This is a genomic window from Streptomyces sp. NPDC041108 (assembly GCF_055592645.1).
The window spans coordinates 644,617-666,935 of the sequence record NZ_JBVIYK010000001.1 but is presented as its reverse complement, the minus strand read 5'-3'; the positions used below and the strand labels follow the sequence as shown (position 1 = coordinate 666,935).

At 70.6% G+C, this 22,319-nt stretch carries 17 protein-coding genes; 13 read left to right on the top strand and 4 right to left on the bottom strand.

Annotated features, from left to right (window positions below; translation table 11 throughout):
* Window positions 1-94: 94 nt before the first annotated feature.
* From ACZ6BB_RS02740 to ACZ6BB_RS02730, 3 genes are all read right to left on the bottom strand, one after another.
* Window positions 95-2,560 (bottom strand): SpoIIE family protein phosphatase, encoded by a 2,466-nt coding sequence (locus tag ACZ6BB_RS02740; RefSeq protein ID WP_471614104.1) that lies wholly within the window; start codon window positions 2,558-2,560, stop codon window positions 95-97.
* A gap of 242 nt (window positions 2,561-2,802) precedes the next feature.
* Window positions 2,803-5,169 carry an MFS transporter gene (locus tag ACZ6BB_RS02735; RefSeq protein WP_471613519.1) on the bottom strand — a complete coding sequence of 789 codons (2,367 nt, stop codon included), beginning with the start codon at window positions 5,167-5,169 and terminating at the stop codon, window positions 2,803-2,805.
* 191 nt (window positions 5,170-5,360) lie between these two features.
* Window positions 5,361-5,804 (bottom strand): SRPBCC family protein, encoded by a 444-nt coding sequence (locus ACZ6BB_RS02730; RefSeq protein WP_012999610.1) that lies wholly within the window; start codon window positions 5,802-5,804, stop codon window positions 5,361-5,363.
* Between the two features lie 210 nt (window positions 5,805-6,014).
* On the opposite strand from ACZ6BB_RS02730, the gene ACZ6BB_RS02725 reads away from it, so the two are divergent.
* The 3 genes from ACZ6BB_RS02725 (at window position 6,015) to ACZ6BB_RS02715 (ending at window position 9,409) form a co-directional block, all read left to right on the top strand.
* Entirely contained in the window at window positions 6,015-7,058 is a 1,044-nt protein-coding gene (locus ACZ6BB_RS02725; protein WP_471613518.1) for an Rv2578c family radical SAM protein, read from the top strand.
* Window positions 7,059-7,216: 158 nt separating this feature from the next.
* Window positions 7,217-8,788 carry an alpha/beta hydrolase gene (locus tag ACZ6BB_RS02720; RefSeq protein WP_471613517.1) on the top strand — a complete coding sequence of 524 codons (1,572 nt, stop codon included), beginning with the start codon at window positions 7,217-7,219 and terminating at the stop codon, window positions 8,786-8,788.
* 66 nt (window positions 8,789-8,854) lie between these two features.
* Complete coding sequence (locus ACZ6BB_RS02715; RefSeq protein WP_471613516.1) at window positions 8,855-9,409, top strand: GNAT family N-acetyltransferase; 555 nt, start codon at window positions 8,855-8,857, stop codon at window positions 9,407-9,409.
* On the opposite strand, the gene ACZ6BB_RS02710 is transcribed toward ACZ6BB_RS02715, so the two are convergent.
* Entirely contained in the window at window positions 9,406-9,981 is a 576-nt protein-coding gene (locus ACZ6BB_RS02710) for an adenylosuccinate lyase (protein ID WP_471613515.1), read from the bottom strand. The genes ACZ6BB_RS02715 and ACZ6BB_RS02710 overlap by 4 nt on opposite strands.
* A gap of 373 nt (window positions 9,982-10,354) precedes the next feature.
* Here ACZ6BB_RS02710 and ACZ6BB_RS02705 point away from each other — a divergent pair, with 373 nt between their 5' ends.
* The 10 genes from ACZ6BB_RS02705 (at window position 10,355) to ACZ6BB_RS02660 (ending at window position 22,298) form a co-directional block, all read left to right on the top strand.
* Complete coding sequence (locus tag ACZ6BB_RS02705) at window positions 10,355-12,169, top strand: 3-hydroxyacyl-CoA dehydrogenase family protein (protein ID WP_471613514.1); 1,815 nt, start codon at window positions 10,355-10,357, stop codon at window positions 12,167-12,169.
* 277 nt (window positions 12,170-12,446) lie between these two features.
* Window positions 12,447-13,256: a TetR family transcriptional regulator gene (locus tag ACZ6BB_RS02700; protein WP_471613513.1), complete on the top strand. Its 810-nt coding sequence runs from the start codon at window positions 12,447-12,449 to the stop codon at window positions 13,254-13,256.
* Between the two features lie 422 nt (window positions 13,257-13,678).
* Window positions 13,679-15,016, top strand: a complete 1,338-nt coding sequence (gene ccrA / locus ACZ6BB_RS02695; RefSeq protein ID WP_471613512.1) for a crotonyl-CoA carboxylase/reductase — start codon at window positions 13,679-13,681, stop codon at window positions 15,014-15,016.
* Window positions 15,017-15,024: 8 nt separating this feature from the next.
* Window positions 15,025-17,082: a protein meaA gene (locus ACZ6BB_RS02690; RefSeq protein WP_471613511.1), complete on the top strand. Its 2,058-nt coding sequence runs from the start codon at window positions 15,025-15,027 to the stop codon at window positions 17,080-17,082.
* Window positions 17,079-18,053: an HpcH/HpaI aldolase/citrate lyase family protein gene (locus tag ACZ6BB_RS02685; RefSeq protein WP_471613510.1), complete on the top strand. Its 975-nt coding sequence runs from the start codon at window positions 17,079-17,081 to the stop codon at window positions 18,051-18,053. The genes ACZ6BB_RS02690 and ACZ6BB_RS02685 overlap by 4 nt, the downstream gene beginning before the upstream one ends.
* A gap of 5 nt (window positions 18,054-18,058) precedes the next feature.
* Window positions 18,059-18,571 carry a MaoC family dehydratase gene (locus tag ACZ6BB_RS02680; protein ID WP_316724739.1) on the top strand — a complete coding sequence of 171 codons (513 nt, stop codon included), beginning with the start codon at window positions 18,059-18,061 and terminating at the stop codon, window positions 18,569-18,571.
* A 2-nt stretch (window positions 18,572-18,573) separates the two neighbouring features.
* Window positions 18,574-19,779 carry an acyl-CoA dehydrogenase family protein gene (locus ACZ6BB_RS02675; RefSeq protein WP_471613509.1) on the top strand — a complete coding sequence of 402 codons (1,206 nt, stop codon included), beginning with the start codon at window positions 18,574-18,576 and terminating at the stop codon, window positions 19,777-19,779.
* A 191-nt stretch (window positions 19,780-19,970) separates the two neighbouring features.
* Complete coding sequence (locus tag ACZ6BB_RS02670; protein ID WP_078531507.1) at window positions 19,971-20,627, top strand: phosphatidylserine decarboxylase; 657 nt, start codon at window positions 19,971-19,973, stop codon at window positions 20,625-20,627.
* A 37-nt stretch (window positions 20,628-20,664) separates the two neighbouring features.
* Window positions 20,665-21,483, top strand: coding sequence for a CDP-diacylglycerol--serine O-phosphatidyltransferase (gene pssA, locus ACZ6BB_RS02665; protein ID WP_471614103.1), 819 nt, complete (start codon window positions 20,665-20,667; stop codon window positions 21,481-21,483).
* 416 nt (window positions 21,484-21,899) lie between these two features.
* Window positions 21,900-22,298: a hypothetical protein gene (locus tag ACZ6BB_RS02660; protein ID WP_471613508.1), complete on the top strand. Its 399-nt coding sequence runs from the start codon at window positions 21,900-21,902 to the stop codon at window positions 22,296-22,298.
* Window positions 22,299-22,319: the final 21 nt, after the last annotated feature.

The window sequence follows — 22,319 nt, the reverse complement described above, 5'->3', positions numbered from 1 at the left end:
GACGGCCCAGATCGGTCTACCGCGCCGGGAGCACGGCGGCAAGCGATCTGCACGCACCTTCACGCCGCGTCCAGGACCCGCGTGCACCGCGCGTTCAGCGCCGTCTCGGCAGCGTCAGCTCGAACCACACCGTCTTGCCCGCCCTGGTCCGGCTGGTGCCCCACTCCCGGGCCAGGGTGGTCAGCACGCGCAGCCCGCGCCCGAACTCGTCCGTGGGCGCCGCGCTGAGCAGGGTCGGCAGGGTGGGGTCGTCGTCGTGGACCTCGCACTGCAGGGTGTCGCCGCGGATCAGGCGGAGATCGACACGGCGCCCGCGCGCGTGCCTGACGGCGTTGGTGACGAGTTCGCCGACCAGGAGCGCGGCGGTGTCCGCGAGGGCGTCGAGGCCCCAGACGTACAGCTGTTCGTGGACGACGGCACGGGCGCGGGCCGCCTCGACCGGGTCGCGGGTGAGGCGCCACTCGGCGACGTCCTCGGGCTCGATGCCGTTGAGCCGGGCCATCAGCAGGGCGACGTCGTCCTTGCGGCCGCCGCGTGTGTTGAGGGCTCGGATGATCGTGTCGCAGGCGTGGTCCATGGAGGCGGCCGGGTGGGCGGCGGACTCGCAGAGGGTGGCGAGGCCGACACCGATGTCCTCGCCGCGCACCTCGACCAGTCCGTCGGTGCACATCACGAGACGGTCGCCGGGCTCCACGCGCACGCGTACCGCCTCGAACGGCACCCCTCCGACGCCGATCGGGGCGCCCGTGGGCAGGTCGAGGAGGTCGCTGCGACCGTCCACCGCGCGGACCAGCACGGGCGGGATGTGCCCGGCGTTGGCGAGGTGCAGCTCGCCCTCGATGGGGTCGTAGACGGCGTAGAGGCAGGTGGCGAGGTAGTGCTCGCCGAGGCGTTGGGCGAGGTCGTCGAGGTTGCGCAGGAGCTGCGCGGGCGGCAGGTCGAGGGCGGCCATGGTCTGCACGGCCGTGCGCAGCTGACCCATCATCGCGGCCGAGTTGAGGCCGTGCCCCATGACGTCGCCGACGACCAGGGCGGTGCGGCCACCGGGCAGCTTCACCGAGTCGAACCAGTCGCCTCCCACCCTGCCGAGGAGGGTGCCCGGGAGGTAGCGGGTGGCGATGTCGCAGCCCGCCATGTGGGCCTCGATCTGCGGGAGCATGCTGTCCTGGAGCGTCTCGGCGACGTTCTCCTGGTAGGTGTACATGCGGGCGTTGTCGAGGACCAGGCCCGCGCGGGCGGCGAGTTCGGCGCCGGTGACGCGGTCCATGTCGTCGAAGACCTCGCGCTCCGGGTGGCGCAGCAGGATCATGAATCCGAGCACCACGTTGCGGGCCTTCAGGGGGACGACCAGCATGGAGCGGCCCGTGATCAGTGGCCGGATGTCGCGCTTGTCGAACTGCGCGGCGATCGCGTGCCCCATCTGCTCGCTGATACGGGGCACGAGGACGGGCTCGCCGGTGGTCATGCACTGGAAGAACGGGGTGTGCGCCGGGAACGGCATGGCCTCGCCGACGGGGACGACGTCGTCCCAGCGGCCCGGCTCGTCCGTGTGCTCCAGGGCGACGCGGTGCCACATGGTCGTCGTGTCCGGCACGCCGTCGGGGAAGCCCTCGCCCGCGACGACCTGCTCGCGCAGATAGGTGCCGGCGACGTCGGTGAAGCGGGGCACGACCGCCCGGCTGACCTCGACGATGGTCTGCGACAGATCGAGGGAGGTGCCGATGCGTCCGCTGACCTCGTTGAGGAACTCCAGGCGCTCGCGTACGGCCGCGTATTCGAGGTCCTGCCCCTCCTCCAGCACCTCCGGGGGGACCGGCAGACCCTCGGCGACGGCGCGCGCGGCCCGCTCACGGCGCGCCCGGCGCTCCGCGCGCCGGGGCACGCCCCAGTCGGGGGTGACGGGCACCCGGTCGTTCTGGCTGAACTCCAGCACCGGATAGCCCAGTTCGAGTACCTGGGCGACGATGCGGGCGCTCTCGCCGACGCTCATGCTGGGGAGGATCTCGGGGAGCCTGCGGGCCAGTTCCTCGGCGCCGGGGAAGTCGGTGTGCAGGGCGAAGCCGGGCGCGATGCGTTCGACGGCGACGGCGGGCCCGTCGTCGCGTCGGCGCAGCGCCTCGGCGTCGGCCGCCAGCACCAGGAGGCGCTCCCGGCCGGCACCGACCAGGGGGTACGCCCACCACAGGACGTCCGACCGGTCGCGGCCGGGCACGGTGAGCCGGGCGCGGCCCGCCGCCGGGTAGGCGAGGTGCCCGTCGAGGGAGGTCTCCAGGTCGTGTCCGAGTGCGTCGTACGCGCCGCCGTACGCCCCGTGGGGTGGGGTGACGTCCTCGTCCGGGAGGGCGCCGGCGACGGGCAGCAGGTCCAGGGCGGGCCGGCCCATCGCCTCGTCCCTGGTGGTGCCGAAGAGCCGGCGTGCGCCGGTGCTCCAGTGCGATACGAGGCCGGCGCGGTCCACGACGACCACGGCCAGGGGGATACGACCGACCGCGGCCCCCTCCGCCGTGCCGTCACCGGCTCCGAGGCCGGTAGTCGCGCCCGTGTCGGTGCCACGGTCCATGGCCAAGGCCCTCTCTCCCCACGGCTCCCAAGATCTGCGCCGCCCCCACTACCGTACGGCCGCGTAGCGTCGCGATGTGTGGCAATACGCGAATTGCTCCCTGGGAGCCTCCGGCGCACGCGCAGGCCACACGGGCGGCGCGCGATCACGCGCACGCCCCCTGTTGCCACCTGGTCCCGTCCCCCGCCCGGCCCGCCCCCCGCCGCCACCCTCCCCCTCCCCCGGGCCGGGTGGCCGCCGGCTCAGTCCGCGTGCCCCAGCCGCACGTCCCGTTCCGTCCCGGCGCCGTCGACCTGCAGCACCGTCGCGACGGGGGGATACCCGGTGGCGATGACGGTGTACTCACCGGCGGCGAGGTCGGCGAACCGGAACGTTCCGTCGACGCCGGTGGTGACCGTGTCGACGACGTCCCCGACGGCGTCCAGGAGCGTCACGCGCGCGTCCTCCACCGGTCGGCCGCCCCCGGCGCGGACCGTGCCGAGCAGCACGGCGCCCCCGGCCAGTTCGACGTCCAGGCGGGTCTCGCGGGCGGCCCGGACGGTGACGGGGAGCGCGGCCGGGCGGTGGGAGTGGGCGCTCACGGCGACGGTGTAGTCGCCGGCGGCCAGCTCGGTGACGAGGTAGTCGCCCTCCGCCCCGCTGCGGGTGGTCACGACGACCTCGCCGCGCCCGTCGGTGAGCGTGACGGTCGCGTCGCTCACCGTCCGCCCGTCCGCCGTCCGCACGGTCCCGGCCAGGCGTCCCGCGCCGCCGAGCACGATGTCCACCTCCACGGGACCCTCACCGACGGTGACGCTCACGGCCTGCGGCTGGTGACCGCCGGCGGCCGCGATCAGCACGTACGCCCCCGGCCCCGGGGTCGACAGCGCGTACCGCCCGTCCTCGCCGCTGCCGCCCCGCCCGGTCTGCCGGCCGCCGGAGTCGATCAGGGTGAGCGCGGCGCGGGGCACTACGGTTCCGTCGGACTGCTGGACCGTACCGAGGACGGGGACGCCGGCCTCGTGGGGATCACGGGCCTGCGGCATCCGGGCGGCGGGCACGGGTGCGGGCACGGCGGGCACGTCGTCGCAGGGCGTCGGGGTCCTCTCCCTGAGGAAGCAGGCCACGACGGCCCCGAGGACGAGCACCGGCGTGAGGTACCAGAAGAGCCCCGGCACGGTCTCCGCGTAGGCGGCGACGTAGGTGTCGCGCAGCGGGGCGGGCAGGGCGTGGACGAGGTCCGGGGTCAGGGAGCCGGGGGCGGGGAGCACGGCTCCCGCGCGCTCGGGAAGGCGGTCGGCGAGGCGGGTGGTGAGGAGCGCGCCGACGGCGGCCACCCCGACGGCGCCGCCGATCTGGCGGAAGTAGTCGCCGGCGGCGGTGGCGGTCCCGATGTCGGCGGGGCGTACGGAGTTCTGCACGGCGAGGACCAGGACCGGCATCACCATGCCGATGCCCGCGCCGAGGACGGCCGTCCGGATGCCGAACTGCAGCGCGGGTGTGTCCGTCTGCAGGCGGGACAGCAGCCAGACGCCGAGGGCGGCCAGGGCGGCGCCGAGGACCGGGTACGTCCGGTAGTGCCCGGTGCGGGCGATGAGCCGGCCGCAGACGACGGACGTGGCGACGATGCCGGCCGTCATCGGCAGCATGAGCAGCCCGGACGCGGTGGCGGAGATCCCGCCGACCATCCGCAGCTGGTTCGGCAGGAAGCTGGCGGTGCCGAAGAGGGCGACGCCGACGGTGATCCCCACGAGGCCGGTCACGAGGAAGACCGGGTCCCTGAACAGCCGCGGGGGAAGCAGGGGCTGGACCGCGAACCGCTCGACGACGAGGAGCAGCGCGGTCGCCAGGACCGCGCCTGCGGCGAGAGCGAGGACCGGCCGTGAGTTCCAGGCGTGGGCGGTACCGCCCCAGCCGGCCAGCAGCACCAGACAGGTCGAGACGACGGCGAGCAGCAGGGTGCCCAGGACGTCCAGACGCCCCCTCGCGATGGTCCTCCGCGGCCGCAGCGCGAAGGTGACCACGGCCAGGGCGAGGAGCCCGCAGGGCACGTTGACGTAGAAGCACCAGCGCCAGGAGAGGTGGTCGGTGAGCCAGCCGCCCAGAAGCGGGCCGGTGACGGAGGCGAGGCCGAACGCGGCCCCGACGACGCCCAGATGGCGGCCGCGGCTCCGGGACGGCACGAGGTCGGCGACGATCGCCTGCACACCGATCATGAGGCCGCCCGCGCCGACTCCCTGGAGCGCGCGGAACGCGATGAGCTGGTCCATGCTCCGGGCGTGTCCGGCCAGGGCGGAGCCGGCCACGAAGACCACCAGCGCGCACTGGAACACGCCCTTGGGGCCGCGCAGTTCGCTCAGTCTGGCGTGGACGGGGAGGGTGACGGCGGCGGTGAGGAGGTAGGCGGTGATCGCCCAGGACATCCGGTCGACGCCGCGCAGCTCGCCGACGATCTCGGGGAGGGCGGTGGCGACGGCCATCTGCTCCAGCGCGGCCAGGAGCAGGACGAGGAGGAGGGCGGAGAAGACCAGCCGGACCCGGTGGGGGCCGTGCGGGGGAGGTCCGTCCGCCGGTGGCGGTGTCACGGGTGTGGTGGCCGGTTCGTCCTTCACCAGTGTGATCGCGCCCATGCGTACCGCTCCCCTCGTCGCACTTACCGCACAATTCCCGCGATAAGCGGGAACTGTCGGCAAGTACGACGAGTTACGGCATTCCGGCGCATGTCACGGAGATCCACTCGAACCGGTGAGGGCGGCAACGCACCCCCGGGACGCGCCCGTTGGGCCGGGTGCCGCGGGCGACGCGGCCCCGGCCCCGGCGTCTACTTCTCCACCTCGGCGGCGAGGTTGGCGAGCAGGGCGTCGTAGATCCGGGCGAGGCCCTTGGGGGCGAAGGTCTTCTCGAAGAAGCCGCCGATGCCTCCGGCGCCCTGCCAGGTGGTGGTGACGACGACACGGGAGCTGCCCTCGCCGGCCGGGGTGACCCGCCAGACGGTGACCATGGAGGAGTTGCGGTCCTTCTCCACGAGTTCACCGTCGGAGGGCTCGGTGACCTCCAGCAGACAGTCACGGACACGCTTGCTGGTGGCCTGGAGCTTCCAGTGGACGAGGGTGCCCTCGCCGTCGCCGCCCTCGCGCACCTCGTACTCGCTGAAGTGCTGCGGCATCAGCTTCTCGCGCGCGCCGTTGTACTCGGCCAGGGTGTCGAACACCGTTTCCGCGTCCGCCGCTACGACTCGTTCGGTCGTGGCCTCGACCTGCGCCATTGCACTTCCTCCAGCACTTGGTAACTCGGGGATGTGCGGAAAGCCAACCACCCCCCGGCCGGAGGGCCCAAATCGGGGTGCCCCCGGGGACCGCGGCGGACTGCCCGGAAGACCCCCGACGAGACCTCCACACGGTGTTCGAAAGCCAGTTCGCACGATCAAGGGAACATGTGTTCTATTCTGGGGATCAGAGCGACCGAGGAGGCGTCCATGCGCTGGGACCATCTGGCCGAGAACCCCGCCACGGCCCGGGACGCCGCACTGTTCGGCACGGACCTGGTGACGAGCCGTACCTTCGACACTCCCGAGTTCCGCGGCATGACCTTCCACGAGGTCCGGGCGAGGACGATCGTGAACCGGGTGCCGGGAGCCTCCCGGATGCCGTTCGAATGGACGGTGAACCCCTACCGGGGCTGCGCGCACGCGTGCGTCTACTGCTTCGCCCGCAAGACCCACAGCTATCTGGACCTCGACACGGGCCTCGACTTCGACTCGCAGATCGTCGTGAAGATCAACGCGCCCGACCTGCTGCGCCGGCAGCTGGCCTCACCGCGCTGGCACGGCGAGCACATCGCGATGGGCACCAACGTCGACTGCTACCAGCGCGCGGAGGGCCGTTACCGTCTGATGCCGGGCATCATCGCGGCCCTGCGCGACCACGCGAACCCCTTCTCGATCCTCACCAAGGGCACGCTGATCCTGCGCGACCTGGACCTGATCCGGCAGGCGGCGGAGGTCACCGAGGTCGGCCTGTCGGTCTCGGTCGGCTTCACGGACCACGAGCTGTGGCGCACGGTCGAGCCGGGCACGCCCGCGCCCGAGCGCCGGCTGGACGTCGTCCGCGCCTTCGCCGGCGTGGGGATCGGCTGCGGGGTGCTGATGGCCCCCGTGCTGCCGTTCCTCAGCGACCACCCCGACCGGCTGCGCGAGACCGTGCGGGCCGTCGCGGCCTCCGGCGCCATCTCCGTGACCCCGCTGGTGCTGCATCTGCGGCCCGGCGCACGGGAGTGGTACATGGCCTGGCTGGCACGCCATCACCCCCGTCTCGTGCGGCGATACGAGCTGTTGTACGCGGAGGGCGCCTACGCCCCGAAGTGGTACCAGCGGCAGATCACCCGTCAGGTCCACGAACTGGCCGAGGAGTACGGCATGGGACCCCGGCGCGCGCAGCCGCCGCGACGGCTGCCGGTGCGCGAACGTCCCGCGCCGGAGCCGGCCCCGCCCACGGAACCGACCCAGCTGACCCTTCTCTGACCCTGCTGCGGCACCCCGGGGAGCATCCGGGCGCTTCTGCCTCCCCGAACGGGTCAAGTGTGGGTGGAACGCGTTCTTCGCGGGGCCCGGTTCGGGACGATGCGACGAAGGCCGTGGCGTGCACGGCCCGAAATCCTCCGTCCCTGGGAGGCCTGACGATGAAGAAACGCACAGCTGCTCTGTGCGGTGCCGTTGCCGTGCTGGCCGGAATGGTCACCGCGGTCCCGGCCGGCGCGAGCGGCGCTTCCGCCGCCGCCCCGCCGGCGAAGCCGGCCTGGAAGAAGTGCGCCACCGCCGACTACCCGAAGCTCCAGTGCGCCTCCCTGAAGGTGCCGCTGGACCACGGCCGGCCGAGCGGCAGAAAGATCACCCTCGCCCTCTCCCGCGTCCCGCACACCGCGAAGACGTACCAGGGCCCCCTGCTGGTGAATCCGGGCGGCCCCGGCGGCAGCGGCCTCACCCTCGCCGGCTTCGTGGCGTCCTCGCTGCCGAAGAAGGTGGCGGCGCAGTACGACGTCATCGGCTTCGACCCGCGTGGCGTCGGCGCCAGCAAGCCCGCGCTGAACTGCCGGCCGGGCCACTTCGCCGCGGTGCGCCCCGACTCGGTGCCGAGCACCCCGAAGGCCGAGCGGGCCAACCTCGCGCGGGCCAGGTCCTTCGCCGAGGCGTGCGCCAAGAAGCACGCGGACGTGCTGCCGTACATCGACACGGTCAGCGCGGTGAAGGACCTGGACGCCATCCGCGCGGCCCTGGGCGCCAAGAAGATCAACTACTTCGGGTACTCGTACGGCACCTACCTGGGCGCCGTGTACGCCAAGCTCTTCCCCCACCGCGTACGGCGCGCGGTGCTGGACTCCGTCGTGGACCCCACGGGGGTCTGGTACGACGGCAACCTCCAACAGGATCTGGCGTTCAACGACCGCCACCGGGCCCTGATGGCCTGGATCGCCCGGCACGACCGGACGTACCGGCTCGGCACCGATCCGGAGAAGATCGAGGCCAAGTGGTACGCGATGCGCTCGGCGCTGGCCGAGCGGCCCGCGGACGGCAGGGTGGGCGCCTCCGAACTGGAGGACACGTTCATGCCTGGCGGTTACTACAACGGCTACTGGCCCTATCTCGCCGAGGCGTTCGCGGCCTTCGTGAACAAGAAGAACGACGATCCGCTGGTCGAGGCGTACGAGAACTTCGGCGCCGTCGACGCGTCCGGCGACAACGGCTACAGCGTCTACGCCTCGGTGCAGTGCCGTGACGCGCACTGGACCCGCGACTGGAACGAGTGGCGCGAGGACAACTGGGCGATGTACGAGAAGGCGCCGTTCATGACCTGGAACAACGCCTGGTACAACGCGCCCTGCGCGTTCTGGCCCACCGCGTCCCTGGACCCCGTGGACGTCTCCAACACCGCGCTGCCGCCGGTCCTGATCTTCCAGGCAACGGACGACGCGGCCACCCCGTACGAGGGCGGGGCCGTCACCCACCAGCTGCTGCGCGGGTCCAGTCTGGTCGTCGAGGAGGGCGGCGGGAACCACGGCATCTCGCTGAGCGGCAACGCCTGCCTGGACAAGCACCTGGCCGCCTATCTGACCGACGGCAGGGTGCCGCGCGGCCAGGGCGAGACCGACGCCACCTGCAAGAAGCTCGCCGACCCCAAACCCCTGAAGAAGAAGGCCGCGTCCACCTCCTCCCGGGGCTCTACGCTGCACGGCCTGCTGGGCTTCCGCGGCTGAGCCCGGCCGCGGGAGCCCCCGGAAAACCAGGGGACTCCCGCGGCCGCCCGGCCCTAGGGTGCAGTCATGAACGGCACCCCCGCCAACCTCCGGAGCCCGCGCGTCCGCGAGATGACACCGTTCGACTGCCGCTCCGTGGCCGAGATCCGCGTGGGCGGCTGGCGCAGCGCCTACGCCGGTCTCGTCCCCCGGTCGTACCTCGACGCGATGGACGTGGGGGCCGACGCCGAGAAGCGCCGCCTGATGCTCGCGAAAGCCGGCAACCCCGTGGTGAACCTGGTCGCCGAGCGAGCCGGGGAGATCGTCGGCTGGGCGGCGTACGGCCCCTACCGCGACGGCGAGGTCCGTACCGGGGACGCCGAGTTGTACGCGCTGTACACCCGGCCGGGGCACCTGGGCACCGGAGTGGGCACCGCACTGCTGCGCGAGTCCGCCGAGCGCTGCGCGGCGGCCGGCCACGGCTCCCTGTTCCTGTGGGTGCTGAAGGACAACGCGCGCGCCCGCCGCTTCTACGCCCACCACGGCTTCACCGCGGACGGCGCCGAGGAGCCGTTCGAGGCCGACGGGACCGAGGTGCCGGAGGTCCGGTACGTGCGGGAACTCGGCGCCGACGGGCCCTAGCGCTGCCCGGGGATGCGTGCCAGCGCCCGTACCGCCGCCTCCGCGAGCCTGGGGTGCGCGAGGGCGTCGTTCAGGACGGGCCTGGCGCGGGGGTCCCCGAGGGCGCCCAGCCCCTCCACGCACGCGAGCGCCACCCGGCGGTAGGGGTCGTGCGGCCGCAGACGGCGCCGGAGCGTGGTGATCAGCGCCGGGACGGACTCGGGGGCGCGGAGTTCGGTGAGCAGGCGCACCGGGTGCAGGGCGTAGGCGACCCGGAGTTCGTTCGTCGCGAGGGCGGCCGCCGCGCGCGCGGTGCGCGGGTCCCCGAGGCGGGCCAGCGCGTAGGCCGCGGAGGCGCAGCGCGGTGGATCGCGGTGGTTGAGCAGGAGGACGAGGGACTCGAAGGCCCGGCGGTCCCCCGCGAGGCCCAGCCGGAACGCGGCCAACTCCCTCGCCCAGAGCGGCTGTCCCTGCTCGACGAGCACACCCGCCAGTTCGTCCATGTTCGCGGTCAGGACGAGCCGCTCGTATCCCGCCGCGCCGCCCGACTCGCTCCGCACACGCTCCGTGAGTGATCGCAACTCCTCGTCCATGCCGTCGAGCGTACGGGCGCGGGGCGCACTTGGGGGACGTACGTCACAAACACGGGGACTGGCGCGCTCGTTACCCACCGGTTAAGCTCAGACGAGCGAGTTACCCACTCGTGTTCGCTCCCGACGGTTTGGTGACGCAGCCGTCGTGAGCACAGTCGGTTCGGTACCTGGAGTACCAGTACGGCTCGGCCTCGGGACAGGGCCGGTCGGTTCAGCCGTTCCCCCCGGGTGTGTGCATGCCCGCGGCGACGGCACCGGGCGTGTGCGTTCATCAGCCCGGCACCACCAACACCCGCACGCCACGCGCCGGTTGCGCGCTCTTCGCGTACCCGCGGCGTTTCCCTCAGTCGTCACCACATCCTGGAGTCCCGCGATGGCCACTCCCCTTTCCGACTCGTCGTTGTCCCCGCAGTCCCCGTTCCAGACGATCGCCGTGGTCGGCCTCGGCACCATGGGCACCGGTATCGCCGAGGTGCTGGCCCGGGCAGGCCGCGAGGTCGTCGGCATCGACATCAGCGAGGCGGCGGCCTCCCGCGCCGTCGCCGCTCTGGAGGCCGCCACCGCGCGTGCCGTGGCCCGCGGGCGCCTCACCGAGCAGGAGCGCGGCGACGCCCTCGCCCGCTTCCGCACCTTCACCGACCTCCAGGCGGCGGCCGACGCCGACCTGGTGATCGAGGTGGTCCCGGAGTCGTACGAGATCAAGCAGCAGGTCTTCCGTGAGCTGGACGCGATCGTCCGCCCCGAGGCCGTCCTCGCCACCGGCACCAACGCGCTGTCGGTGACGCGGCTGGCCGCCGAGTCGGCGCGCCCGGAGCGGGTGCTCGGGCTGCACTTCTTCAACCCGGCGCCCGCGATGAAGCTGGTCGAGGTCGTCTCCTCGGTACTGACCGCGCCCCAGGCCGTCGCCCGGGTCACGGATCTCGCGCTCGACCTCGGCAAGGAGCCCGTCGCGGTCGGCGACCGGCCCGGATTCGTCGCCGACGGGCTGCTGTTCGGCTACCTCAACCAGGCCGCCGCGATGTACGAGGCGAGGTACGCCTCCCGCGAGGACATCGACGCGGCGATGCGGCTGGGCTGCGGTCTGCCGATGGGCCCGCTGGCGCTGCTGGACATGATCGGCGTCGACACCGCGCGCACGGTCCTGGAGGCCATGTACGCGGCCTCGCACGACCGGCTGCACGCGCCGGCGCCCATCCTGAGGCAGCTCAGCGAGGCGGGTCTGACCGGCCGCAAGTCGGGGCGCGGTTTCTACACCTACGAGGCCCCCGGCTCCGCCGCCGTCGTGCCGGACGCGCTGACGCCGTCGGACGGGACCGCCACGGCCGCCGGGCGCACCGTCCGCTCGGTGGGTGTCGCGGGCTCCGGGACCATGGCGTCCGGGATCGCCGAGGTGTTCGCGAAGTCCGGGTACGCGGTCGTGCTGGCGGCCCGCACCGAGGAGAAAGCGCAGGCCGCGAAGGCCCGGATCGGCAAGTCGCTCGCGCGCTCCGTCGACAAGGGGCGGATGACGGTCGAGGCCGCCGCCGAGACCCTGGACCGGATCACCCCGGCCGGCACCTACGACGCCTTCGCGGACGTCGATCTGGCGCTGGAGGCCGTGGCCGAGGACCTGGAGGTCAAGCGGCAGCTGTTCGCGGCCTTCGACAAGGTCTGCAAGCCGGGCGCGATCCTCGCCACCACCACCTCCTCGCTGCCCGTCGTCGCCTGCGCCCGTGCCACCTCGCGCCCGCAGGACGTGATCGGGATGCACTTCTTCAACCCGGCGCCGGCGATGAAGCTGGTCGAGGTGGTCCGCACGGTCCTGACCGCCGACGACGTCCACGCCACCGTCCGCGAGGTGTGCGCGAAGGTCCGCAAGCACCCGGTGGACTGCGGCGACCGGGCCGGTTTCATCGTGAACGCGCTGCTGTTCCCGTACCTGAACAACGCGGTCAAGATGGTCCAGGAGCACTACGCGACGCTGGACGACATCGACGCGGCCATGAAGCTGGGCGGCGGCTACCCGATGGGCCCGTTCGAGCTGCTGGACGTGGTCGGGCTGGATGTCTCGCTGGCCATCGAGAAGGTCCTGCACCGCGAGTTCCGCGACCCGGGGCTGGCCCCGGCGCCGCTGCTGGAGCACCTGGTGGCCGCGGGCTGCCTCGGCCGCAAGACGGGCCGCGGCTTCCGCGAATATGCCAAGCGCTGAGCGGGCGGACGACGGGCTCGGCGGAGCGCCCCCGGGCCCGGCGTCCTCGCCGGGCCCGGCCGAGAGGTGGGGCCCGGCGGGCCGTGCGTCGGCGGGCACGGACTGGGGCGGCCTGCTCGGCCCGGGCAGCCGCCCCCCGTACGCCCGTTCCGCCGCCCCCGCGGCCGGCCGGTCCTCCGCCTCCCCCTCCGCGGACCTGGCCGCTCCCCCCTCCGAGCAGGGCGGGGGGATGGCCGGACACGCGCACTCCCCTGCACGGATGCAGTACGTTCGGGGCATGTCCCAGCCCGCCAAGTCCTCACGTACGCCAGCTGCGCCCGACGCTCCGGAGAGCGCCGCGGGAAGCCGTGCCGCCGCCCAACGCCTCAAGATGCGCCGGGAACTGGCGGCCGCGGCCATGGAGCTGTTCTCGACCAAGGGGTACGAGGCGACCACCGTCGACGAGATCGCCGCGGCGGCCGGGGTCGCCCGCCGCACGTTCTTCCGCCACTTCCGCTCCAAGGAAGAGGCGATCTTCCCGGACCACGACGACACGCTGATCCGGGCCGAGGCGGTGCTCAACGCGGCACCCCAGCACGAGCACCCGCTCGACACGGTGTGCCGCGGCATCAAGGAAGTCATGAAGATGTACGCGGCCCGGCCGGAGATCTCGGTCGCCCGCTACAAGCTGACCCGCGAGGTTCCCACCCTGCGGGAGGCGGAGATCGCCTCCGTGGCCCGCTACGAGCGCCTGTTCACCCGCTATCTGCTGGGCCACTTCGACGAGAACGCCCATCACGACGCCGGCAACGACGATCCGCTGCTCGCCGAGGTGGCCGCGTCGGCGGTCGTCACCGCGCACAACCACGTGCTGCGCCGCTGGCTCCGGTCCGGCGGGCAGGGCGACGTGGAGGCGCAGCTCGACCACGCCTTCGCCATCGTGCGCAGGACGTTCGGCACGGGCATCGGCGCCGGCCGCACCCTGGCCCCGGAGCCGGCCGCCGCGACGGCCTCCACCCACGGCGAGGTCCTCGTGACGGTCGCCCGCACCGACGCCCCCCTCGACGAGGTCATGCGGACCATCGAAGAGGCACTCCGCGAACGCTGAACCCGACCCGGAACCACGTTTTACTCATCGGTAACTGTGAGGACGGCCACCCTGCGGGGTGGCCGTTTTGCCATGTCAGAGGCCCCTTTCGACCCCCGTCTGATCGATCATCGCTCACGTGTTACGTAAAGATTTCACCTGAGCGAACTTTCTGGCACTCGGTGCCTTGCGGGGTGACACGGCGTGCCATACGTTGAAGGAGTCCGGGCGGCCGGCGGGCAGAGAACTCCCGTACGCCGGCTGTCCCCGCAGACCACGGTCCGCGCGCCCGGACGCCTGCGTCACAGGCACCCTTCCGCGCCACAAAGCGCCGCCACAGCACCACCTCCGCCGGACCGACGGCACCACGCCCACCAGTTCAGCACCCGACGTAACCCTCAGCAGCGTCTTCCCTCAGGACGCTCGTCGCCGGAGGCACCACCGTGAAGGAAATCCTGGACGCGATCCAGTCGCCGGACTCCACGTCCGCCGACTTCGCCGCTCTGCCGCTCCCCGAGTCGTACCGCGCGATCACCGTGCACAAGGACGAGACGGAGATGTTCGCGGGGCTCACCACCCGTGACAAGGACCCCCGCAAGTCGATCCACCTCGACGAGGTCCCGATCCCGGAACTCGGCCCGGGCGAGGCCCTGGTGGCCGTCATGGCCTCCTCGGTCAACTACAACTCCGTGTGGACCTCGATCTTCGAGCCGATGTCCACCTTCGGCTTCCTGGAGCGCTACGGACGGCTCTCCGAGCTGACCAGGCGCCACGACCTGCCGTACCACATCATCGGCTCCGACCTCGCGGGCGTGGTCCTGCGCACCGGCCCCGGTGTCAACGCCTGGAAGCCCGGCGACGAGGTCGTCGCACACTGCCTCTCCGTCGAGATGGAGTCGTCCGACGGCCACAACGACACGATGCTCGACCCCGAGCAGCGGATCTGGGGCTTCGAGACCAACTTCGGCGGCCTCGCCGAGATCGCGCTCGTCAAGTCCAACCAGCTGATGCCGAAGCCGGACCACCTCAGCTGGGAGGAGGCCGCCGCCCCGGGTCTGGTGAACTCCACCGCCTACCGGCAGCTGGTCTCCCGCAACGGCGCCGGCATGAAGCAGGGCGACAACGTGCTGATCTGGGGCGCCAGCGGCGGCCTCGGCTCGTACGCCACCCAGTTCGCGCTGGCGGGCGGCGCCAACCCGATCTGTGTCGTCTCCAGCGAGCAGAAGGCGGACATCTGCCGCTCCATGGGCGCCGACGCGATCATCGACCGCACCGCCGAGGACTACAAGTTCTGGAAGGACGAGCAGACCCAGGACCCGAAGGAGTGGAAGCGCTTCGGCAAGCGGATCCGCGAGCTCACCGGCGGCGAGGACATCGACATCGTCTTCGAGCACCCCGGCCGCGAGACCTTCGGCGCGAGCGTCTTCGTCACCCGCAAGGGCGGCACCATCACCACCTGCGCCTCGACCTCGGGCTACATGCACGAGTACGACAACCGCTACCTGTGGATGTCGCTGAAGCGGATCATCGGCTCGCACTTCGCGAACTACCGCGAGGCGTGGGAGGCCAACCGCCTCATCGCCAAGGGCAAGATCCACCCCACGCTCTCGAAGGTCTACTCCCTGGAGGAGACCGGACAGGCCGCGTACGACGTGCACCGCAACCTCCACCAGGGCAAGGTCGGCGTCCTCGCGCTGGCCCCCGAGGAGGGCCTGGGCGTGCGCGACCACGACAAGCGCGCCCGGCACATCGACGCCATCAACCGCTTCCGGAACGTCTGAGGTCCACCATGAGCGAGCGTCAGCCCGCCGAGGGCGGGCAAGCCAAGGACCGGCCGTGGCTCATGCGCACGTACGCCGGGCACTCCACGGCCGAGGCGTCCAACGAGCTGTACCGGCGCAACCTCGCCAAGGGGCAGACGGGTCTGTCGGTCGCCTTCGACCTGCCGACCCAGACCGGTTACGACTCCGACCACATCCTCGCCCGCGGCGAGGTCGGCCGGGTCGGCGTCCCGGTGGCCCATCTCGGTGACATGCGCAGGCTGTTCCAGGACATCCCCCTGGAGCAGATGAACACCTCGATGACCATCAACGCCACCGCCATGTGGCTGCTGGCGCTCTACCAGGTCGTCGCCGAGGAGCAGGGTGCGGACATCACCCGGCTCCAGGGCACGACCCAGAACGACATCGTCAAGGAGTACCTGTCGCGGGGCACGCATGTGTTCCCGCCGGGACCCTCGCTCCGGCTGACGACGGACATGATCGCGTACACGGTCTCCCACATACCGAAGTGGAACCCGATCAACATCTGCAGCTACCACCTGCAGGAGGCCGGGGCCACGCCGGTGCAGGAGATCGCGTACGCGATGTCCACGGCGATCGCGGTGCTGGACGCCGTGCGGGACTCCGGGCAGGTCCCGGCCGAGAAGTTCGGCGATGTCGTCGCCCGGATCTCCTTCTTCGTGAACGCGGGCGTCCGCTTCGTCGAGGAGATGTGCAAGATGCGCGCGTTCGGCCGCATCTGGGACCGGATCGCCCGCGAGCGGTACGGCATCGAGAACCCCAAGCAGCGGCGCTTCCGGTACGGCGTCCAGGTCAACTCCCTCGGGCTGACCGAGGCGCAGCCGGAGAACAACGTCCAGCGGATCGTGCTGGAGATGCTGGCCGTGACGCTCTCCAAGGACGCGCGGGCCAGGGCGGTGCAGCTGCCGGCCTGGAACGAGGCCCTGGGCCTGCCCCGGCCATGGGACCAGCAGTGGTCGCTGCGGATCCAGCAGGTGCTGGCGCACGAGAGCGATCTGCTGGAGTACGAGGACATCTTCGAGGGCTCGCACGTCATCGAGGCGAAGGTGGCCGAGCTGGTCGAGCGGTCCTTCGCCGAGATCGAGCGGATCCAGGAGATGGGCGGCGCGATGGCCGCCGTCGAGTCCGGCTACCTCAAGTCGCAGCTGGTCTCCTCGCACGCCGAGCGCCGGGCCCGGATCGAGTCCGGTCAGGAGAAGATCGTCGGCGTCAACATCTACGAGTCGACGGAGCCGAACCCGCTGACCGCCGACCTGGACGCGGCGATCCAGACGGTCGACCCGGCGGTCGAGGCCCGTGTGATCACATCGCTGCGGACCTGGCGCGACACGCGCTACCAGCCGCCCTTCAACCACCCGCGCCCGTGCAAGGCGCTGGAGCGGCTCAAGGAGGCCGCGAAGGGCACGGACAACCTCATGGAGGCCACCCTGGAGTGCGCCCGCGCCGGGGTCACGACCGGCGAGTGGGCCGGGGCCCTGCGCGAGGTGTTCGGGGAGTTCCGGGCACCGACCGGTGTCTCGTCGGCGCCGGTGGCCGTCTCCGCCGGGGAGGGCTCGGCCATGTCGGAGGTCCGCCGCAAGGTGGAGCTGACGGCGAAGGACCTGAGCGTCGGCAAGCTCCGCTTCCTGGTCGGCAAGCCGGGCCTGGACGGACACTCCAACGGGGCCGAGCAGATCGCCGTGCGGGCCCGTGACGCGGGCTTCGAGGTGGTCTACCAGGGCATCCGGCTCACCCCGGAGCAGATCGTGGACGCGGCCCTCGCCGAGGACGTGCACGCGGTCGGCCTGTCCATCCTCTCCGGCTCGCACGCCCAGCTGGTCCCGGACGTGCTGGACCGGCTGCGGGAGGCGGGCGCCCACGACATCCCGGTGATCGCCGGCGGCATCATCCCGAACGCGGACGCCGCACAGCTCAGGGCCGCCGGAGTGGCCGCCGTGTTCACCCCGAAGGACTTCGACATCACCGGGATCATCGGCCGTATCGTCGACGAGATCCGCAAGGCCAACAAGCTCAGCCCCCTCATCAGCACGGAGGTCCCCGCATGACCAGCCCTGTTCCCCAGGTGAACCGCCTTCGCCCGCGGCGCTCCTGCCTCGCGGTGCCGGGAAGCAACCCCCGCTTCCTGGAGAAGGCCCAGGGCCTCCCCGCCGACCAGGTCTTCCTCGACCTGGAGGACGCCTGCGCGCCCCTCGCCAAGCCCGAGGCGCGGCACACCATCGTCAAGTTCCTCAACGAGGGCGACTGGACCGGCAAGACCCGGGTCGTGCGGGTCAACGACTGGACGACGGAGTGGACGTACCGCGATGTCGTGACCGTCGTCGAGGGCGCCGGCCAGAACCTCGACTGCATCATGCTGCCGAAGGTGCAGACGGCCCAGCAGGTGGTCGCCCTGGACCTGCTGCTGACGCAGATCGAGAAGACGATGGGCTTCGAGGTCGGCCGGATCGGCATCGAGGCGCAGATCGAGAACGCGCAGGGCCTGAACAACGTCAACGAGATCGCGACGGCCTCCCAGCGCGTGGAGACGATCATCTTCGGCCCGGCCGACTTCATGGCCTCGATCAACATGAAGTCGCTGGTCGTGGGCGAGCAGCCGCCCGGCTACCCGGCGGACGCCTATCACTACATCCTGATGAAGATCCTGATGGCCGCCCGCGCCAACGACCTCCAGGCGATCGACGGCCCCTACCTGCAGATCCGCAACGTCGACGGCTACCGCGAGGTCGCCCGGCGGGCCGCCGCGCTCGGTTTCGACGGCAAGTGGGTGCTGCACCCCGGCCAGGTCGAGGCGTCCAACGAGATCTTCTCGCCCTCACAGGAGGACTTCGACCACGCCGAGCTGATCCTCGACGCGTACGACTACTGCACGTCCGAGGCGGGCGGCAAGAAGGGCTCGGCGATGCTCGGCGACGAGATGATCGACGAGGCCAGCCGCAAGATGGCGCTGGTGATCTCCGGCAAGGGACGGGCCGCGGGGATGACCCGGACGTCGAAGTTCGAGATCCCGGAGGGCTGAGCACGATGCAGTTCGGACGCACCTACGAGGAGTTCGAGGTCGGGGCGGTCTACAAGCACTGGCCCGGGAAGACGGTCACGGAGTACGACGACCACCTCTTCTGTCTCCTCACCATGAACCACCACCCGCTCCACATGGACGTGAACTACGCCGAGAGGACCACGGACTTCGGCAAGAACGTGGTGGTCGGGAACTACGTGTACTCGCTGCTGCTGGGCATGTCCGTGCCGGACGTCTCGGGCAAGGCGATCGCCAACCTGGAGATCGAGTCGCTGCGGCACGTCGCGCCGACCTTCCACGGCGACACGATCTACGGTCAGACGACCGTGCTCGACAAGTGGCCGTCCAAGTCGAAGAACGACCGCGGCATCGTGTACGTGGAGACCAAGGGCTACAAGCAGGACGGCACGCTGGTCTGCGTGTTCCGTCGCAAGGTCATGGTGCCCACCGAGACCTACATCAAGGAGCGCGGCGGCGAGCAGCCGGGCCGCCCCGAGCTCAGGGAGCAGGAGAAGTAGCCATGGCACGACTCGCCCAGACCCACGGCCTCACGGACGTTCAGCAGGAGATCCTGTCCACCGTCCGTGACTTCGTGGACAAGGAGATCATCCCGGTCGCGACGGAGCTGGAGCACCGCGACGAGTACCCGCAAGCGATCGTCGACGGGCTGAAGGAACTGGGCCTGTTCGGCCTGATGATCCCCGAGGAGTACGGCGGTCTGGGCGAGTCCCTGCTCACGTACGCGCTGTGCGTGGAGGAGATCGCCCGGGGCTGGATGTCCGTGTCCGGCATCATCAACACGCACTTCATCGTCGCGTACATGCTGAAGCAGCACGGCACGCAGGAGCAGAAGGACCACTTCCTGCCGAGGATGGCGGCCGGCGACATCCGGGGCGCTTTCTCGATGTCGGAGCCCGCTCTCGGCTCCGATGTGTCGGCGATCACGTCCAAGGCGGTCAGGGACGGCGACGAATACGTCCTGAACGGTCAGAAGATGTGGCTGACGAACGGCGGAACGTCAACACTGGTCGCCGTCCTCGTCCGAAGTGACGAAGGACACCCGGAGGGCACGGCGCCCCACAAGTCGATGACGACCTTCCTGGTCGAGAAGGAGCCCGGCTTCGGGGAGGTCCGGCCCGGCCTCACCATTCCCGGGAAGATCGACAAGATGGGCTACAAGGGCGTCGACACGACCGAACTCATCATGGACGGACTACGCATTCCGGCCAATCGTGTCCTCGGCGGCACCACCGGCCGAGGGTTTTACCAAATGATGGACGGCGTCGAGGTCGGCCGGGTCAATGTGGCCGCACGTGGCTGCGGAGTCGCTCAGCGTGCGTTCGAACTCGGTGTCTCGTACGCCCAGCAGCGTCACACCTTCGGCAAACCGATCGCCCAGCACCAGGCGATCCAGTTCAAGCTGGCCGAGATGGCTACCAAGGTCGAGGCCGCCCATGCGATGATGGTGAACGCAGCTCGCAAAAAGGACTCGGGCGAACGAAACGACCTCGAAGCAGGGATGGCGAAGTATCTCGCCTCCGAATACTGCAAGGAGGTCGTCGAGGACGCTTTCCGGATCCACGGCGGCTACGGCTTCTCCAAGGAGTACGAGATCGAGCGCCTCTACCGTGAGGCACCGATGCTGCTGATCGGTGAAGGCACCGCAGAAATCCAGAAAATGATCATCGGTCGTCGACTGCTCGAGGAGTATCGGTTCCAGGGTTAGTCAAGGGCTGGTCGAGTGCCGGTTGTCCGCTTGCGGGTGTTTTCTCCGAGAAGAAGATCACACCCCGTGAGCACTCTTCGGCCGTCGACTCGTCTTCCTGGCTTGCCCAGTTGCGGTCCGCGACCGGTACCATCCCCGGAAAGCCGCCGTCCCCAGTCACCGCGCGGCATCATCCGCTACGAAGGTCATCCATGCCCCACAGCCAAACCTCTGCACCTCGTGACAGCCTTGCTGGAGTACGGCTCGCGCGCGGAGCATCGCCGTGGCTTCTCCCGACCGTCGCCACCGCAGCACTCAGCCTCGCCCGTTCGCGCCGCTCCGGTGCCGCCCGGGCCGTGGCCGTACCCGCCACCGCGCTGGCAGCGGGCATGCTGTGGTTCTTCCGCGACCCCGAGCGTGAGATCGCCCAGGGCCGGGTCATCTCGCCCGCCGACGGAGTGGTGCAGAGCATCATGCCGTGGAAGGACGGCCGTACCCGCGTCGCGATCTTCATGAGCCCGCTCAACGTCCACGTCAACCGCGCGCCGCTGTCCGGCACGGTGACGTCGGTCGAGCACATCCCGGGCGGGTTCGTGCCGGCGTTCAACAAGGAGAGCGAGAACAACGAGCGCGTCGTCTGGCACTTCGACACCGAACTCGGTGACATCGAGATGATCCAGATCGCCGGCGCCGTGGCTCGCCGTATCGTCCCGTACATCCCCGAGGGCACCAAGGTCGAGCAGGGTGACCGGATCGGACTGATCCGCTTCGGCTCGCGGGTGGACATCTACCTGCCCGAGGGTGTGGAGATCGACGTCGAGGTGGGGCAGAAGACCGTGGCTGGGGTGACTCGCATTGACCGTGACTGATCCTGAGACCCAACCCGGCCAGACCGGTGCGGGCTGGGTGCCCGAGGTCGACGTGGAGGACGACGCGGAGGAGATGCCGCTGTCGCTCCGTCTGTCGATAGCGGACACCCTCACCCTGGGCAACGCCACGTGCGGCTTCATGGCGGTGTACTTCACCACCACCGGCATCCTGATCCCGCACCTCACCGGCAGCCAGGAGTCGGGCATGGCCCGCCACAGCGCGGCCACCGCCGTGATCCTGATGCTGTGCGCGGCGATCTTCGACCTGTTCGACGGGCTGGTGGCGCGCAAGCTCCGCTCCTCGCCGATGGGCGCGGAGCTGGACAACCTCTCCGACCTGATCAGTTTCGGCCTGGCGCCGGCGTACTTCGTCCTCGTCTACGGCATGGTCGCGGACGACGCGCACCAGCGGGTGGCGGCGGTGGGGGCGATCGTGGTGCTGCTTGCCGTGGTGCTGAGGCTCGCGAGATTCTCCTGCGTGACGGTGAAGGACGGCACCTTCCAGGGCATGCCGTCGCCGTTCGGCGCGCTGACCGTCGTGTCGATCGTGCTCCTGGAGCTGCCCTTCGTGGCGACGCTCCTGGCGATCATCGGCACGGCGTGGCTGATGGTGAGCCGGGTCGAGTACCCGAAGCCGCGGGGTCCCCTCGCGGGCGCGATGCTCTCCTGGATCGTCCTGTCGATGGGCCTGCTGATGGCCTGGGCCTTCGACGCCCCCGGCGGTCAGCTGCTCCTCCAGACCGGCTGCGCCCTGCAGCTCGTCATGGGCGCGGTGATCCCCCTCTTCGCCACGGCCCGACGGGTGAACAACTTCCGCGACAACCGACGCGAGGCCCGCGCGGCACAGCTGCCCTGACCTTCGCGTCCGCACGGACGGGTGTGGCCCGAGCCTTCACGGCTCGGCCCACACCCGTTTCTGGTTCAAGGGCGTCCGCGGTGTGCCCTTGACGGGTCAACTACATGGCGTGGGGGTCGAGTTGCTGGGGGTGAGAAAGAGGGGGCCGGTGGAAAACGGGGTGCTCAACAGCCACCGCATCCACATCCAGGAAGAAAGCATGTCCAGTATGTCCATATGCGACCCCATAGAGCACAAGATCAAGCACAGGTCGCAGAGATCCCGGCGAACGAAGACATCGAGGTGGAACTGCCCGTCCGGGAGTACAAAGCCACTCAGGGGAACGACCGCGAGCCGGTACTGATGCTGCACGGCAGCACGAGGGGGCCTGGGAAGCCTGCATGCGGGACGACCACGAAGGCAGCTAGTGGGGCCCCATGGTGAACGGCGAGCCCGCAGGGGTGCTGCGGTACCGGAACACATACTGGTGGGGCTGGAACAACCACACCGCGCCACTGATGCGCGAGAACAAGTACGTGCTCGGCGGTCGAGTTCCCGTGCTCATCCTCTACGGAGCGAACGACCGAACGGCCAACAGCCCCACGCCGATGCCCGACGACCTGAACTTCTCCGTGCCCGCCCTCTACAAGGCCATCGCGGGAACGAAGAAGCTGATGTTCTGCTTCGAGGGTTCGGGCCACTCCCTGGTCTGGGAGACCACTGCCGAGGCCATCCACCACTACTCGAAGCACTGGCTCAAGAAGGGCAAGGTGGAAGGCCTCAGCAGCGGCTCGTACTTCAGGGAGCTGGACGGCAACCTGATCCCCCTGCCCTGATCCCCTGCCCAGCCCCGGCCC

Bases quoted from the DNA above. Each gene is read 5' to 3' on its own strand.
- ACZ6BB_RS02740 (WP_471614104.1), bottom strand. From the start codon at position 2,560: ATGGACCGTGGCACCGACACGGGCGCGACTACCGGCCTCGGAGCCGGT.
- ACZ6BB_RS02710 (WP_471613515.1), bottom strand. From the start codon at position 9,981: ATGGACGAGGAGTTGCGATCACTCACGGAGCGTGTGCGGAGCGAGTCG.
- ACZ6BB_RS02715 (WP_471613516.1), top strand. From the start codon at position 8,855: ATGAACGGCACCCCCGCCAACCTCCGGAGCCCGCGCGTCCGCGAGATG.
- ACZ6BB_RS02735 (WP_471613519.1), bottom strand. From the start codon at position 5,169: ATGGGCGCGATCACACTGGTGAAGGACGAACCGGCCACCACACCCGTG.
- ACZ6BB_RS02730 (WP_012999610.1), bottom strand. From the start codon at position 5,804: ATGGCGCAGGTCGAGGCCACGACCGAACGAGTCGTAGCGGCGGACGCG.
- ACZ6BB_RS02685 (WP_471613510.1), top strand. From the start codon at position 17,079: ATGACCAGCCCTGTTCCCCAGGTGAACCGCCTTCGCCCGCGGCGCTCC.
- ACZ6BB_RS02670 (WP_078531507.1), top strand. From the start codon at position 19,971: ATGCCCCACAGCCAAACCTCTGCACCTCGTGACAGCCTTGCTGGAGTA.
- ACZ6BB_RS02720 (WP_471613517.1), top strand. From the start codon at position 7,217: ATGAAGAAACGCACAGCTGCTCTGTGCGGTGCCGTTGCCGTGCTGGCC.
- ACZ6BB_RS02690 (WP_471613511.1), top strand. From the start codon at position 15,025: ATGAGCGAGCGTCAGCCCGCCGAGGGCGGGCAAGCCAAGGACCGGCCG.
- ACZ6BB_RS02680 (WP_316724739.1), top strand. From the start codon at position 18,059: ATGCAGTTCGGACGCACCTACGAGGAGTTCGAGGTCGGGGCGGTCTAC.
- ACZ6BB_RS02725 (WP_471613518.1), top strand. From the start codon at position 6,015: ATGCGCTGGGACCATCTGGCCGAGAACCCCGCCACGGCCCGGGACGCC.
- ACZ6BB_RS02700 (WP_471613513.1), top strand. From the start codon at position 12,447: ATGTCCCAGCCCGCCAAGTCCTCACGTACGCCAGCTGCGCCCGACGCT.
- ACZ6BB_RS02705 (WP_471613514.1), top strand. From the start codon at position 10,355: ATGGCCACTCCCCTTTCCGACTCGTCGTTGTCCCCGCAGTCCCCGTTC.
- ACZ6BB_RS02660 (WP_471613508.1), top strand. From the start codon at position 21,900: ATGGTGAACGGCGAGCCCGCAGGGGTGCTGCGGTACCGGAACACATAC.
- ACZ6BB_RS02675 (WP_471613509.1), top strand. From the start codon at position 18,574: ATGGCACGACTCGCCCAGACCCACGGCCTCACGGACGTTCAGCAGGAG.